A 15,791-nucleotide genomic window follows, 5' to 3' on the forward strand; every position below is an offset into this window, starting at 1 on the left:
ACGTAACCAGAGCATAAGCACATAATCTGATGTAAATTATACATATGACTACTTTTTCTTCGCAAAGTGTGGCATCATTGCCGCGCACATCGTCTGCGGCAGATTCCACAATTCTTTTCGATATTACTGATTCTACGCAAAATATTGCGCGAGAAATGATACAAAATCACAAAATTTCCGACAGGGCCGACGGAAAGCCGCCAATTTACGCAATCGCAGCAAACGCGCAAACAGCAGGACGCGGCAGACTCGGGCGCGCGTGGGTGAGTAGGCCGGGAGAAAGTTTCCTCGTATCTTTCGTAACTTTGCTGCCAAAAACGATTGTTATGGACGAAAGTCGAAACGGATGGTTGCCAATAATTGCAGGCCTTTCGGCGCGAGACGCGCTGCTTGAAACCTTCAAAGAGTGCGGAAGCGAGCCGATGCATGGCGACGAATGCGCGCTAAAACTCAAGTGGCCGAACGACGTATTTTTGCACGATTGCAAAGAAGGCGGAATTTTAACGGAAATTGTGGCGGTGCCGGATTGCGATGACGTTGTTGGGGTGGTTTTTGGAATCGGATTGAATTTGTGCGTGCCGCAAGAAGTGCTGCCGATTAAAATGGCAACTTCGCTGCAAATGCACATGACTGCGCTGCCGGAAGCGGAGGAATTGCGAGACAGGATTGCTGCGAAAATCGTTGATAGATTGCGCTCGCGGCTGTGCGATTTTATGTGCGATCTTACGCGCGACTACGCAACTAATTGCGCCGGTTTGCTTAAGGAGCTGAGCGACGTGTGCTGGACGCTTGGTCGCGAAGTGAATGTGCATCCGGTTGACGGAAGCGTGGTGACTGGAACGGCTGTGCGCGTTGGGGAAGATGCGTCTCTTACGATTCGTGAAGATTCCGGCGAGGAGATTGTGGTTAAAAGCGGCGATGTGCAAGCCGTTGCGTATGAAGCGAGACGATCTGCTTGAGCGCTGCGATTTAGCGACATTGGTGCAGTTAGCGTACTGCGTTAGTGTCTCTGGTGGTCGATTATCGGACATTCGTGCAGATTGCGTACTGCGTTAGGGTCTGAAGGACAGTGTAATTCGACATTCGCGCAGTTAGCGTACTGCGTTAGGGTCTCTGATGGTCGATTATCGGACATTCGCGCAGATTACGCTCGCGCGGATTACGAGTTCGCTTACGAAACTCGCGTTGGAAGTCCACTGGACTTCCAACTTAAGCGAGTTTCCGCTCCGAGTTGCTTTCGCGCGCGCTGTGCTGCGCTCAAGCAGGTCGTCGCGCAAACGCGAGATAAATTCCCCGCATTTGGAGCGCCACGACAGACCAAACGCTCCAAACGCGAGAAAAGTTGCGCACGTTTGGAGCGTTATGGTGAGTTAAACCCTCCAAACACGAGATAAATTACCCGAATTTGGAGCGTTATGGTGAGTTAAACCCTCCAAACGCGAGAAAAGTTGCGCACGTTTGGAGGGTTATGTTTAGTTGTTACGCGCGCTTTTTGTTAAGTGCGTTGTACAATCCGGAGCAAGCCGCGCTCGCAACGAAAGCCTTAATCAAATCGCCAATCATGAAGATAATCAAGGTTGCGGCAGCGGTCGAAAGTGGCATGCCGGTTAAGTAGCTTTGGCCGAAAATGCCGAATGCGTAAATCACAATCGTGCCAATTATGGAAGCAACTGCGTAAGTGCAGAAGCGTGCGAAAGTCTTCTTAAACGAGCGCTCCGGCATCATCGCGTCAAGAGCAACGTCAAATACGCGCTTCAAAGCGGCAGTTGCGGCAACGCCAAAAATAAAACCAACAAGGAAGCCAGCAGTAGGGCCAACGAATACAGCCCATCCGCCCTTAAATCCAGCGAAAACAGGCAAACCTGCAGCACCCAAAGCAAGATACATCACAACGGAAGCAACGCCCTTGCGCCAGCTCAAAGTCAAACCAATAATGCACAAAACAAGAGTTTGCAATGTGATTGGCACAGGCGTAATAGGCAGATAAATTGCGCCTGCCATAGTCGAAAGCGCCAAAAGCACAGTGAGAAGAGCTGGCTTAGCGAGCCAAGTTGCGGCCGCTTTTACTTTACTAACGGTTGCATTAGATGCTGCGGTTGCAGTTGTTGCATTATTCTGATTCATGTTAGTCATGAAAACCTTCTTTTGGTTATTACCGGTTTGGCGATAGATTATCCGTAACTTAAAGTTGCGCTAACTTAATCCTTTGCCGGCTGTTTTCCGTTTCGTTAATCACAATACGTGCCATAAAAATCATGTGCATTGGAGAAGTGTACAAAATTTTGCGCAAGCTTTTGTGTATGTCGGCTCATACGCAAACGCGATTTTTCTAATATCTTGTAACGTATGGTTACGAATATCAAAAAAATTCTCATCGCAAACCGCGGTGAAATCGCCTTGCGAGTTATTCGCACGGCTCACGAAATGGGCATTTCTACCGTTGCAATTTATGCGCCGACTGATCGAAACGCGCAGTTTGTAGAAATGGCAGACGAAGCGTACGCACTTTCTGGAGACACGTATCGCGATACTTATTTAAACGAGGACGCAATTCTTGACATTATTAAAAGAAGCGGCACGGATGCTGTGCACCCGGGTTACGGTTTCCTTTCGGAAGTTGCGTCTTTTGCTAAGAAAGTCAACGATGCTGGAGTTATTTGGATTGGCCCGCGCCCGGAAGCGCTTATTGATTTGGGAGATAAGATTACGGCTCGTCGCGTGGCAGTTCGCGCGAAAGTGCCGCCAGTTCCAGGCATTTCGGAGCCTGTAAAAGATATTCGAGAACTTTTGACTTTTGCGCAAACACACGGCTATCCGGTGATGATGAAGCGCACGGATGGCGGCGGCGGACGCGGTATTACAGTCGTTCGTAACGACGACGAGTTGCGCGGTTTTTACATGAATCACGACGCTTTGCAAGGCGGCGACTTAGACGAATATTTTATTGAGCGTTTTATTGACAAAGCTCGCCACGTTGAAACGCAGTGCGGCCGCGACGCTCACGGAAATTTCACCGTATATTCCACGCGCGATTGCTCGGTGCAGCGCCGAAACCAGAAGCTGGTTGAGGAAGCTCCGGCACCGTTCTTGACTGACGATGAAAAAGATCAGCTTTACCGATATTCTCGTAACCTATTTGAAGCTGTTGACTACGTTGGTCTTGGCACGTGCGAATATATGGTGACTTCTCAGCATAAAGTCTACTTCTTGGAAGTTAATCCGCGATTGCAAGTTGAGCACACGGTTAGTGAGGAAGTTAGTGGACTTGATTTGGTGCGCGAGCAGCTCAATATTGCTGACGGCGGCGAGTTGATTAAGGATCCGGAGCCGCGCGGACACAGCTTTGAGTTGCGCATTACTTCGGAAGATCCTGCTACGAATTTGACTCCAAGCTCTGGCACTTTGACGAAGATTAAGTGGCCTTCTGGCCCTGGTATTCGCGTCGATTTTGGTGTTGAAGTTGGAGACAATATTTCGCCAAAATTCGATTCGATGATGGGCAAGCTTATTATTACTGCGCAAAGTCGCGAAACTGCTGTTGCTCGCGTGCGTCGCGCTTTGAAGGAACTTTGCATTGAGGGCGTGCCAACTCCTGCGAAACTTTTTGAGCAGATTTTTAACGACCCTGAGTTTACTGCGGAAAATCACAGTTTTGACGTGTCTACTAAGTGGATGGAACGCAAGTATTTGAACCGCGTTCCTGCAGCTTCTTTGGGTGGCCAGCCGGCTTCGCTTGTTTCTGGAAAGTCTGCTGACGAATCCGAAAATAAGCAGCCTGCAATGGAATCCTTCATTATTGAGGTTGATAATAAGCGCGTAAAGCTTACGATTCCGCAAGATATTGTTGATAATTTGACTGGATCGGCTAGAGTTCGTAGCGTTTCTAGAGCTTCGCAGCCTCTTCGCGGACGTTCGCTTCGCGGTAGCACTCACAAATCTGAAGAGCAAAAGCAGATTCCTGGCGTAATTGCGGCACCTATGCAAGCTGTTATTACGCGCGTGAATGTTGCTGAAGGCCAGCAGGTTGCTAAGGGCGATTTGCTTGTGGTGCTTGAGTCTATGAAGATGGAAAATTACGTTTACGCTCCGGCGGCAGGCACTGTTACTGGAATTTTTGTGGGGCCTGGTGACGGCGTGGAATCTGGCGCAAAGCTTGTGACGATTGATCTTGCTGGAGATAAGAGCGCGGATAATAGCGCGGATAAGAGCGCGGATAAGTCTTCTGAATCTTCCGAAAGTGCAAAATCTTCCGAAAAATCTTCTGAAAAGCCGCAAGGAGAGCAAAAATAATGAGCGCCTTATTGCAAGATAAAACAAAAATTTCGGAAAAAACTGCTTCTAGCAATTCTTCTAGCACTACTTCTAGCAACGCAACTGACGCAGCTAACTTGCAGCCTCGTCGCGGAAAAGCAGCCGTTCAACACGCAGCGCAACTTGCTCGTGACGCAGAACAGAAAGCTTTAGAGCGTCAGCACGCAAAAGGTAAAGGCACTGCAAGAGAGCGTCTTGACTTGCTTTTTGACACCGGCTCCTTCGTGGAAATTGGCCGCTTTAACGGCGGTGACATTAATAACGACGTTGCCGGATGCGCTGTAATCACCGGCTTTGGCGAAGTTTATGGCAGAAAAGTTGCAGTTTATGCTCAAGACTTTTCTGTGCGCGGCGGAACTTTAGGCAAAGCGGAAGGCGAGAAAATCTGCCATCTTTTGGACATGGCTGTTGCGCTTCGCGTGCCAGTTGTGGCAGTAATTGATTCCGGCGGCGCTCGCATTCAGGAAGGCGTTAGCGCGCTTATGCAATACGGTCGCATCTTCAAAAAAACTTGCGAAGCAAGCGGCTTAATTCCGCAAATCTCGCTAATTCTCGGCCCTTGCGCTGGTGGCGCCGTGTATTGCCCTGCGTTGACTGATTTTATTATTATGACGCGCGAACATTCGAACATGTTCGTAACTGGCCCGGATGTTGTTAAAGCTGCAACAGGCGAGGCAATTAGCATGGACGATTTGGGCGGTGGCCTTGTGCATAACGCAACTTCTGGCGTCGCTCACTATTTGGGCGAAGATGAAGCGGACGCAATCGACTACGCTCGCACAATTCTCGCTTACCTGCCGTCTAGTTGCGAAGTAGATCCTCCAACTTTTGCTTATGCTGCAACGCGCGCGGACCGCGAAACTGCGCGAGAATTGGCAAGTATTGTGCCAGATAACGATCGTCAGCCTTACGATGTGCTCGACGTTATTCGCAGGATTGTTGATTACGGCGAGTTCGTGCAAGTGCAGGAATTGTATGCTGCTTCTGCAGTTGTCGGTTTTGCTTGCATTGAGGGGCATCCGGTTGGAATCGTGGCAAATCAGCCGAAAGTAAACGCTGGTATTTTGGACGTAAATTCTTCCGAAAAAGTAGCGCGATTCGTGCGATTGTGTGATGCGTTTAATTTGCCGGTTGTGACTTTGGTTGATACTCCAGGTTACAAGCCGGGTTCGGATCAGGAGCATGCCGGAATTATTCGAAGGGGCGCGAAGGTGATTTACGCGTACGCGAATGCGCAAGTTCCGCTTGTTACGGTGATTTTGCGTAAGGCTTTCGGCGGAGCTTACATTGTGATGGGCTCGAAGTCGATGGGTGCGGACGTGAATTACGCGTGGCCAACCAGTCAGATTGCAGTTTTGGGTGCTCAAGGAGCTGTGAATATTATTCACCGCAAGGATTTGCAAAAAGCTAAAGAGCGCGGACAAGATGTTGCGGCTCTTCGAAAACAGCTGGTTGACGAATATGAAGCGACTACTGTGAACGCAAATCTTTCGCTGGAAACCGGTCAGATTGACGCAATGATTGACCCGGAGCAAACTCGCGATATGATTGCCGGCTCGCTGAAGCTTTTGCGCAGTAAAAAGCGCATTTCGAGAACTGGCAAGCATCACGGAAATCAGCCAATGTAAGTGATTTATAAAAGCTATAGAAATAATAAAAACTTATAACTAAAAACTATAAAACTTACAAAACTTACAAAACTTACAAAACTTATACAAATCAACGAGAAGGAAATATTATGACAACCTACTTTTTCGACCAACTCGCTAATGCTCCGCACGCTTTAACTTTTGCAGGCCAGTCAACTCCGTGGGTTGATTCTCTTAAAGAACTCGGCAAAGACGAGGAGCTAAACGCTGAGCTTCACGAGTACGAAGCTGGCGCAAAAGCATTGCTCGCGCCAATTTACGCCGAGCTTTTGGCTAACGCCGGCGGCGATATGAACGTGTTCGACGCGCTGGAAAATAAGCATATTAACGCTGCAAACGCGCTTCTTAGCGTTCCTGGAATTACGCTTGCTCAGCTTGGTGCCGTGCGCGACTTAACAAATCTTGGATACAACTTCGAAGTGAACAAGCCTTGCGCAGTTTTGGGGCACTCTCAAGGCGTAATCGCAGCCGAAATTGTAAAAGCGCGACTTAAAGCAAAATCATGGCAGAAAGCGCGACCACAAATCGAAGAGCTTCTTGCAATCGCATACTTAATTGGAGCAGCCGGGGATCGCGAATCTCGCATGCTTGAAATTACGGGAGATGGCGAGCGCACTCCAATGCTTTCGCTTAAAGGAATTACGAAAAAGCAGGCGGAAGCGCTTATTTCTCGCGTAGAGCGCACTCGCGGCGAAATTTCAATCGCGGTTAAAAATGCTAATAACCACATGGTTTTTGCAGGATATCCGGAAGATATGGAAGCCGTTTTGAACGAAGCGCAGAAAGAAGCGAAACGTTCGAAAAAGTTGCGTGAAATGAAAGTGCGCGGCGGTGCTGTTTTTGCTCCTGTTGCTGAATATTTAGACGTGACAGTGCCATTCCACTCGCCAATGCTTCAGCCTGCAGTTGAGCAGGTGGAGGCTTGGGCGAATGAGGCCGGTTTGAATGCTGCAGTTGCGCGCGAATTGGCTGATGCTGTGCTTGTGAATCCTGTTGATTGGGCTGCGCAAATTGGCGAAGTTTTGGAGCAGAACGATGCGCGCTCGCTTTGGATTTTAGATATGGGCCCTAGCGAAGTGCTTGGAAAGCTTACGGGAGTGCTTGTGCAAGGTACGGGCGCTGGAGTTGTGGAAGCTGCTACAATGCGCTCTCGCGCCGAGCTTTCAACTGCAGACTCGGATTCTGAGCCACAGCGCACCGGATGCTGGGCTGATTTTGCGCCTCGAGTAATCAACACTCCTTCCGGACGCAAAGTTCTTACAAAATTTAGCAAGCTTACAGGCAAAGCTCCTGTGCTTCTTGCAGGTATGACACCAACTACTGTTGAGCCGGAAATTGTTGCGGCTGCAGCGAATGCAGGATACTGGGCGGAGCTTGCTGGCGGCGGTCAAGTAACTGCGGAAGTTTTCGATCGTCATATGAAGTCGCTTGAAAAGCAGCTTCGTGAAGGCGCAACTATTGAATTTAACGCAATGTTTATGGACCGCTACTTGTGGAATTTGCAGTTTGGTTCGAAGCGAATCGTAGCAAAAAAGAGGCAATCGGGCGCTCCAATTGATGGCGTAGTTATTTCTGCAGGAATTCCGGAACTTGACGAAGCTAAAGAATTAGTAGCTTCTTTGCAAAAAGACGGATTCCCTTACGTAACGTTTAAGCCGGGAACGGTTGATCAAATTCGTCAAGTTGTGCGAATTGCGAAAGCTGTTGCGCCAGCTACGATTATTGTGCAAGTTGAGGGCGGAGCTGCAGGCGGCCACCATTCGTGGGAGTCTTTGGACGATTTGCTTATAACAACTTACGCACAAGTGCGCGAATGCGATAATTTGGTGCTTGTGGCCGGCGGCGGTATTGGTACGCCTTCTCGCGCGGCCGATTACATTTCTGGCGATTGGGCGCGCGAATACGGTTTGCCAAATATGCCTGTTGATGCTGTGATGATTGGCACGGCTGCAATGACAGCAAAAGAGGCGCACACAAGTCCTGAAGTAAAGCGAATGCTTGTGGAAACGCCTGGAATTGTGATGCCGAAAGCTTCAAGCGTTGAAGGCTTTGACGAGGATCCGTTTGCTCCAATGGGTGAGCGCTGGGTGCCTTCCGGAAAAGTTGTTGGCGGCGTGACTAGTGGTTTAAGCCATTTGCACGCGGATATTTATGAGCTTGAAAACGCTTCTGCTCGCTGCGGTAGGTTGCTCGTTCATATGATGAAGCATCCTGAAGAGCTTGAAACTCGACGCGACGAAGTAATTGCAGCGCTTAACTCAACTGCAAAACCATATTTTGGTGACGTTGAAAGCATGACTTACGCTCAATTTGCTAAGCGTTTCCTCGACTTGGCATACCCGTGGGTGGATCCTACTTATGCAGACCGCTATCTTCACTTATTGCAGCGAATTGAAGCGCGATTAGTGAGCCAAGATTCCGGCGAATTTACGTCGATTTTGCCAACTCGCGCGGAAGTTAGCGAAAAGCCGCAAGCTGCTTTAGATGCGCTTTTGCAAGCGCTGCCTCAAGCCCGCGAGATGAACGTTGTGCCAATGGATGCCGCATGGTTCCCAACTTTGGTGCGCGAATACCCGAAGCCAATGCCTTTCGTGCCAGTTATTGACAACGATTTGCTGCGTTGGTGGGGTCAAGATCAGCTTTGGCAGTCGGAAGATTCTAGATACTCGGCTGACGCTGTGCGCGTAATTCCGGGACCTATTTCCGTTGCTGGAATTACGACTATGGATGAGCCGATTGCGGATATTCTTGGTCGATTTGAGAAAGCTATGCTTAATCGCGCGGAAAGTGCGGAAAGTGCTGGAAATGCTGGAAGTGCTGGAAGTGCGGATAATAGCGCGAAAAATAATGCAAATCAGTCTGCATTTAGCCAAATTGCAGCAGCAGCAAACGTAGAAGCTTACGTTCGCGCTTGCCCGAATATTTCTTGGGTTGGTCATGTAACTGCAAATCCGGCTTATGGAAGCGCTATTGGCGACGAAAATTACGTAATTACTGTAATTTCTACAAATAACGACGTAATTTCGCTTGATTTGGATATTAAACTTGATACTTTCTGGGATAATCAAGAAAATCAAGAAAATCAGAACGCTGCTAAAAACGCTACTAAAAACGATGCAAATTCAGCAAAACGCAAGCACGCAGTTCGAGATATCGTAATTCCGCTTACTGTTGACGCAAGTAAAGCTGGAAGCATTCCGGTAGTTGATCGCGAGCGCCTTCCAAAGCACGTATACGAAATGCTTGCAGCAACCGCAGGTATTGGAAATACTGCGATTACGGGTGATGTGCTCGACGCTATGCCAAAGGTTGAAAGAGTAAAAGAAGATGGCAGTTTGGCGAAATTGCCGGAAGATTTGCTGGAAGAAGGGTATAGAGATTTCCCATTCGGCTTGGTTCATTCTTCCTATACTTTCTCACGAAATCTTGGAATTGATCACGAGTCCGCAACTGCTGGCAGATTGCCAGACGGTTTGCTCGCTTCTCGCATTGTGCCGGATGCTTTAGTTGGCCCTGCTTGGCCAACAATTTACTCGGCTTTGGGTTCCGTAATGGTTGATGGCTACCCGATTATTGAAGGCTTGCTTAACGCGGTTCATTTGGATCACTTAGTTGAGCTTGATGTTGATGCTGAAGATTTCCGCAAGTATGTTGATAAGCGAATTAATTTGCTCGGCTGGGCAGAACCTTACGCAGAATCTGCTTCCGGACGCGTTGTAACAATTCACGTTGTGCATACTGCAGCTGACGGAACTCGACTTGCGCACGAAACCGAGCGTTTTGCTATTCGTGGCCGCAGCTTTAGCAACGCTCTTCCGGAGCCTGCCGCTGAATATGGCGACGCAGAAGGCTTGCACGGATACGAAATTGAAGACACTCCTCGCAGAGCTTTGCGCAGAGTAGTAGTTCGCGCGCCTCACGATATGACCGCTTTCGCGCGCACTTCTGGAGATTTCAACCCAATCCACACTTCTTCTCGAGGTGCCGCAATTTCCGGACTTTCCGCACCACTCGTGCACGGAATGTGGCTTTCTGCAACCGCTCAGCATGTGGCTCAAGCAGTTGACGCAAAGGGCGCTCGCTACGAGCTGATCGGCTGGTCTTACAACATGTACGGCATGGTTCAGCTGGACGACGAAGTAGAAATCACAGTTGAGCGCGTTGGAAAAGTTCGCCGCGGTGGACTCGCTTTGGAAGTTACGTGCCGAGTTGACGGGCAAATCGTGTCTAAAGCAAGCGCACTTACTCGCGCTCCACGCGCAGCCTTCGTATACCCAGGTCAGGGTATTCAAAAGCAAGGGATGTCGCTGGATGAGCGTGCAAAGTCGCCTGCTGTGCGCGACACTTGGGAGAGGGCCGATAAGCTTACTCGCGAAAAGCTTGGGTTCTCAATACTTGCAGTCGTACGCGATAATCCAAAGGAACTTACAGCTCACGGCGTAACGTATCGTCACCCTGAAGGACTGCTTAATTTGACGCAATTTACGCAAGTTGCGCTCGCAACAGTCGCTTTTGCGCAAACCGCGCGTCTGCGTGAAGCCGGATGCGATATTTGGCCAGCCTACTTTGCCGGCCACTCGCTTGGCGAATACAACGCTTTAAGCTCCTTCGCTCAGATTATTCCTCTCGAAACTGTGCTGGAATTGGTGTTCCACCGCGGATCTACCATGCATCATTTGATTGAGCGCGACGAAAAAGGCCGCTCGAACTACCGCATGGGCGCGCTTCGACCAAACCAGTTCGGAGTTGGCGACGAAGGCGTAAACGCTTACGTTGAAGGAATTTCTAAAGCTACTGGCGAATTCTTGCAGATTGTAAACTACAATTTGGCTGGCCAGCAGTACGCAATTGCTGGAACGATTAAAGGCTTGAAGGCTTTGCAATCGGACGCTTCTAAGCGTGCGAAAGAGTACGGCGGAAAGCCGCCGTTCATGCTCGTGCCTGGAATTGACGTGCCGTTCCACTCTCGCATTCTTCGAAAGGGCGTGCCGGAATTCCGCGATAAGCTTGATTCGCTTTTGCCAAAGTATATTGACTACTCTGTGCTTGTGGATCGCTACATTCCAAACCTCGTGGCATGCCCGTTTGAGCTTACTCGCGAGTTTGCGCAGAAGATTTTGGACGTTGTGCCATCCGAGCGTATTGAAGCAGCTTTGGAAGACGAAGCAACCTGGAAGTCTTATGCAGAGGATGAGCAGAAGCTTGGCCGACTGCTTCTTACGGAGCTGCTTTCGTGGCAGTTTGCATCCCCAGTTCGCTGGATTGAAACGCAGGCTCTTATGTTTGCCGATCGCGCTCGCGGCGGACTTGGTGTTGAAGAGTACGTGGAAGTTGGTTTAGGAAATGCTCCAACTTTGGCAAATCTTGGTGCTAAAACTTTGGCTTTGCCGGAATTTAGTGGCGAAAAGGTGACTGTTTATAACGTTGGCCGAGATGAGGGTCGCGTTTATATGACGGATACGGATTCGCTTGTGCCGGAAGTGTTTGATGAGGAAGATAGCGCGACTGAAGCTGCACCTGCTGCTTCATCTGCTGTTGCTTCTGCTGCTCCTGCAGCTGCCGCTCCTGCATCTGCCGCTCCTACTGCCAACGCAGCAGCAAGCGGCCCTGTAGCAGACTTGCCATTTAAAGCATCCGACGCAATCTCAATGCTAATCGCATATAGTGCAAAAATTCGCCTCGACCAAATTGGCGACACCGACACAACCGACACACTCACAAACGGCGTATCTTCCCGCAGAAACCAGCTGCTTATGGATATTAGCTCCGAGCTTGGCGTGGCTAGCGTGGACGGTGCTGCTGAAGCTCCAATGAGCGCGCTTCGTAAGTTGGTTGATTCGGTTGCTCCGCGCTACAAGGCTTTTGGTGCCGTACTTTCCGACATTGTGCGCGAACGTTTGCGTGCGCTTTTCGGTGCTGCCGGCGTGAAGCCAGCGCAAATCGACAAGCGAATTTCGGAAGTCTGGCAGCTTGGCGAAGGCTGGCGTGCGCATGTGCTTGCAGCTTTGGTTTTGCAAACTCGCGAAGGTGCAAGCGTGCGCGGCGAAAATCTTGCGCAACTTTCTACGGATCCTGCAAAGAACACTGCTGCAGCTGACGCTTTAATCGACGCAGCAATTCAGCAAGTTGCTCAAGCTCACGGCGTTAGCGTTTCCCAGCCTGGTGCGGCCGGTGCTGCCGGCGGTGCTGTGGTTGATTCTGCAGCTCTTGACGCTTTCGCTCAGCAGGTGGTTGGATCTGACGGCGTGCTTGCTGCAACCGCTAAGTTTGTGCTTTCAAAGCTTGGAATTGAAGCGCCTCAATCAGAAACTGAAGCCGACGAAAACGCGGCTGTTGTTGCTGCTGTTGAAGCGGAGCTTGGCGCGGATTGGCCAAAGCAGGTGGAGCCTCGATTCGATGAGCGAAAGGCGATTCTTTTCGACGATCGTTGGGCTTCTGCTCGCGAAGACGTTGCGCGCTTGTACTACGAGCATGCAGTAAAGAATGCTGATGTGCAACCAACTGAAGTTTCCGAAATCGCAAGTCGATTCGGCAGTTTCCTTGGTGCAGGTGAGGCTGTAGCTTCGGAAGCTGAATGGTTCGAGAGTGCTGCGAAATCGCGCGGATTGGAAAATCTTGCAACCATATTTAACGGTATTTCTTGCGATGCGCGCACGAAACTTTTGCAAAGTAACGCTTCTGAAGATACTGCTTACGCAACTCGTTTCGCGGGAGAAGTTGCGGTTGTAACGGGCGTTGCGCCAAACTCAATCGCAGCTCGCGTAGTAACGGGCTTGCTTGCAGGCGGCGCGACTGTTATTGCAACTTCGCACAGCTTCAAGCCGAGCGTAAAGTCTTGGGCAAAGAAAGCGTATCGCGAAAACGCTTCGATGGGCGCAAAACTTTGGCTTGTGCCAGCAAACTTGTCTAGCTACCGCGATGTTGACGCGCTTGTGAAGTGGGTTGGCACGGTTTCGAAGAAAGTAAGCGGCGCAACCACCACAATTTTGAAGCCTGCTTACGAGCCGAGCATGTTCTTCCCGTTCGCAGCACCTCCAGTTCACGGCACTTTGGCTGATTCCGGTTCGCTTTTTGAATCGCAATCTCGCTTAATGCTTTGGGGTGTGGAGCGCGCAATTGCTGGATTTGCGCAGATTGGAGCAGATACGGATGTGCAACATCGTATGCACGTTGTGTTACCTGGCTCTCCAAACCGCGGCATGTTCGGCGGCGACGGTGCTTACGGCGAAGTCAAGAGTGCGTTTGATGCGATTGTGAATCGTTCGCATGCGGAAAGCGTGTGGTCGGATCGCGTGACTTTCGCTCATCCAAAGATTGGTTGGGTGCGCGGAACCGGCTTAATGGGCGGAAACGATCCGTTGGTTGCTGTAGTTGAGCGTCACGGATTAACTACCTACTCTACGCAAGAAATGGCAGACCGTTTGCTTGATTTGTGCACTCGCGAGGCGCGTGAACAGGCTGCAATCGCACCTTTGGACGTAGATTTTACGGGCGGATTAGGCAAGGAGCCTCTTGATTTGAACGCGCTTCGTGCAGAAGCGTTGGAAGATCAAAAGCGTGCGGAAGCTGCGGAAGAATCTGTTGAATCTGTTGAATCTGCAGAATCTTCTGCAAAATCAACTGCTAAATCAACCAACAAAGCGCTCCCAACTCCTTACGTACCAACTCAGCCACAAGTCAACTTGTCTGATTGGAAGAACGTAACAGCGCGTCCGGAAGACGAAATCGTAATCGTATCTGTCGGCGAGCTTGGACCGTGGGGTTCCGGACGTACTCGTTTCGAAGCAGAGCTTGGAATTAAGGAAGACGGTTCCGTAAAACTTTCTGCAGGAGCTGTGCTGGAATTGGCTTGGAATATGGGCTTGCTTACTTGGCAGGATTCGCCAAAGCCGGGCTGGTACGATGTCGACGGCACGCTTGTGCCAGAAGAAGATATTGCAGAAAAGTATGCTGATGAAGTAGTTGCGCGTTCCGGAATTCGACCATTCGAAACCGGCATGGGCGGCGACTACAAGGAAGGCGCGAACGAAGAAGAAGCAGAAATTTTCCTCGACCACGACGTAAGCTTCAGCGTACCAACAGAAACGATTGCTCGCGAATACGTGGCACTCGACGAAGCGCATACTGCGATTGCTCGCGATGCCGAGTCGGGAGAGTGGACTGTTACTCGCAAGGCAGGTTCCATGATTCGCGTGCCACGCAGGGCTGCGATGACCAGAACCGTCGGCGGACAATTCCCTAAGGGCTTCGACCCGCTCAAGTGGGGAATTCCAGCTTCGATGGTTGGAAGCGTTGACAAGATTGCGTTGTGGAATATCGTCACAACAGTGGACGCTTACATTTCCGCCGGTTTCACGCCTTCGGAGATTCTGCAGTCTGTGCATCCGTCGCTTGTTGCTTCCACGCAAGGCACCGGTTTCGGCGGCATGAGCTCAATGCGAAAACTGTACTTGGATCGCTTCCTTAACCACGAAATCCCAACTGACGTGCTGCAAGAGGCGCTTCCAAACGTTGTTGCAGCGCACGTAATGCAAACCTATATCGGCGGTTACGGAAACATGGTTCAGCCGGTGTCGGCTTGCGCAACTGCGGCGGTTTCGCTCGAAGAAGGCGTCGATAAGATTGCGCTCGGCAAAGCGGACTTCGTGGTAACTGGCGCAATCGACGATATTGGCGTGGAATCCGTGGTCGGCTTCGGCAACATGAACGCAACTGCCAATAGCGAAGAAATGTACGCAAAGGGCATAAGCCCACGATTCTTCTCGCGCGCGAACGATCGCAGACGCGGTGGCTTCCTTGAAGCGCAAGGCGGCGGCACGATTTTGGTTACGCGCGGCGATATTGCGCTGAAGCTTGGTTTGCCAGTTGCTGGCGTGGTTGGGTTTATTCACTCCTACGCTGACGGCATTCACACTTCTATTCCTGCTCCGGGCTTGGGTGCGCTGGCTGCAGGTATGGGAGGCGCAAAGTCTAAGCTCGTGCGCGATTTGGCGGCGCTTGGCGTAACTCCGGACGATATTACCGTGGTTTCTAAGCACGATACGTCCACGAATGCCAACGATCCGAACGAATCCGAGCTGCACAATACTCTTGCGCACGCAATCGGACGCACGGACGGAAATCCGCTGTTCGTAATCAGCCAAAAGACGCTAACCGGCCACGCAAAGGGCGGCGCGTGCATCTTCCAAATCAACGGTTTGACGCAACTGTTTAGAACTGGCGTAATTCCGGCGAATGCGTCGCTTGATTGCGTGGATCCTAAGCTTGCGCGCGACGATCATATGGTTTGGTTGCGTGAGCCGATGCGCGTGGGTGGCGCGGGTGCTGCTGGTGCAGGAACTGTGAAGGCTGCGCTCGCAACTTCGCTCGGCTTCGGTCACGTGAGTGGATTCGTAGCTTTGGTGCATCCGGGTGCTTTCGAGGCGGCTGTGGCTGCTAGCGCAGGTGCTGAGGCGCTGGAGGAGTGGCGCAAGCGTGCGAATGCGCGTTTGGCGGCCGGCCAGAGAAGGCTTGAGGAAGGCATGATGGGCCACGCGCCGCTGTTTGAGCCAGTGGAAAATCGCCGCTTGCTGAAGGACGGCACGCGCCTTCCGGACGGCACTCGCTATGACGGCCATGAGGCGGAAAAGGCGATGCTGCTTAATCCAGATGCGCGCCTTAATGCGAATGGCTATTACTGCTGAGCGGCTTCTTTAGCTGGTTTTGACTACAAACGCCGGGGAATTTTCTCCGGCGTTTGCGCTCTAACTACTTGAGCGCATCATTGAGCTGATATGTACCCCTTTTGTGGACTTGGGTAGTGCGTAAGTCTACATTTGCGCGCATACTTCC

5 protein-coding genes are annotated in these 15,791 nt (G+C 50.8%); 4 read left to right on the plus strand and 1 reads right to left on the minus strand.

Annotated elements, in window-relative coordinates:
- Positions 1-44 precede the first annotated feature (44 nt).
- Positions 45-959 carry a biotin--[acetyl-CoA-carboxylase] ligase gene (locus tag ACTJLE_RS03390; RefSeq protein WP_481267427.1) on the plus strand — a complete coding sequence of 305 codons (915 nt, stop codon included), beginning with the start codon at positions 45-47 and terminating at the stop codon, positions 957-959.
- 520 nt (positions 960-1,479) lie between these two features.
- Here the strand turns inward: ACTJLE_RS03390 and ACTJLE_RS03395 are convergent.
- A complete protein-coding gene (locus ACTJLE_RS03395; RefSeq protein WP_481267428.1) occupies positions 1,480-2,133 on the minus strand; it encodes a biotin transporter BioY in 654 nt (217 codons plus the stop codon).
- Between the two features lie 213 nt (positions 2,134-2,346).
- Here ACTJLE_RS03395 and ACTJLE_RS03400 point away from each other — a divergent pair, with 213 nt between their 5' ends.
- The 3 genes from ACTJLE_RS03400 (at position 2,347) to ACTJLE_RS03410 (ending at position 15,643) form a co-directional block, all read left to right on the plus strand.
- Positions 2,347-4,290: an acetyl/propionyl/methylcrotonyl-CoA carboxylase subunit alpha gene (locus ACTJLE_RS03400; RefSeq protein ID WP_481267429.1), complete on the plus strand. Its 1,944-nt coding sequence runs from the start codon at positions 2,347-2,349 to the stop codon at positions 4,288-4,290.
- Positions 4,290-5,939, plus strand: coding sequence for an acyl-CoA carboxylase subunit beta (locus tag ACTJLE_RS03405; protein WP_481267430.1), 1,650 nt, complete (start codon positions 4,290-4,292; stop codon positions 5,937-5,939). Before ACTJLE_RS03400 ends, ACTJLE_RS03405 begins: the two co-directional genes overlap by 1 nt.
- Before the next feature lie 110 nt (positions 5,940-6,049).
- Complete coding sequence (locus ACTJLE_RS03410; protein WP_481267431.1) at positions 6,050-15,643, plus strand: fatty acid synthase subunit beta domain-containing protein; 9,594 nt, start codon at positions 6,050-6,052, stop codon at positions 15,641-15,643.
- Positions 15,644-15,791: the final 148 nt, after the last annotated feature.

This window comes from Gardnerella sp. CCPDSM (genome assembly GCF_056754715.1).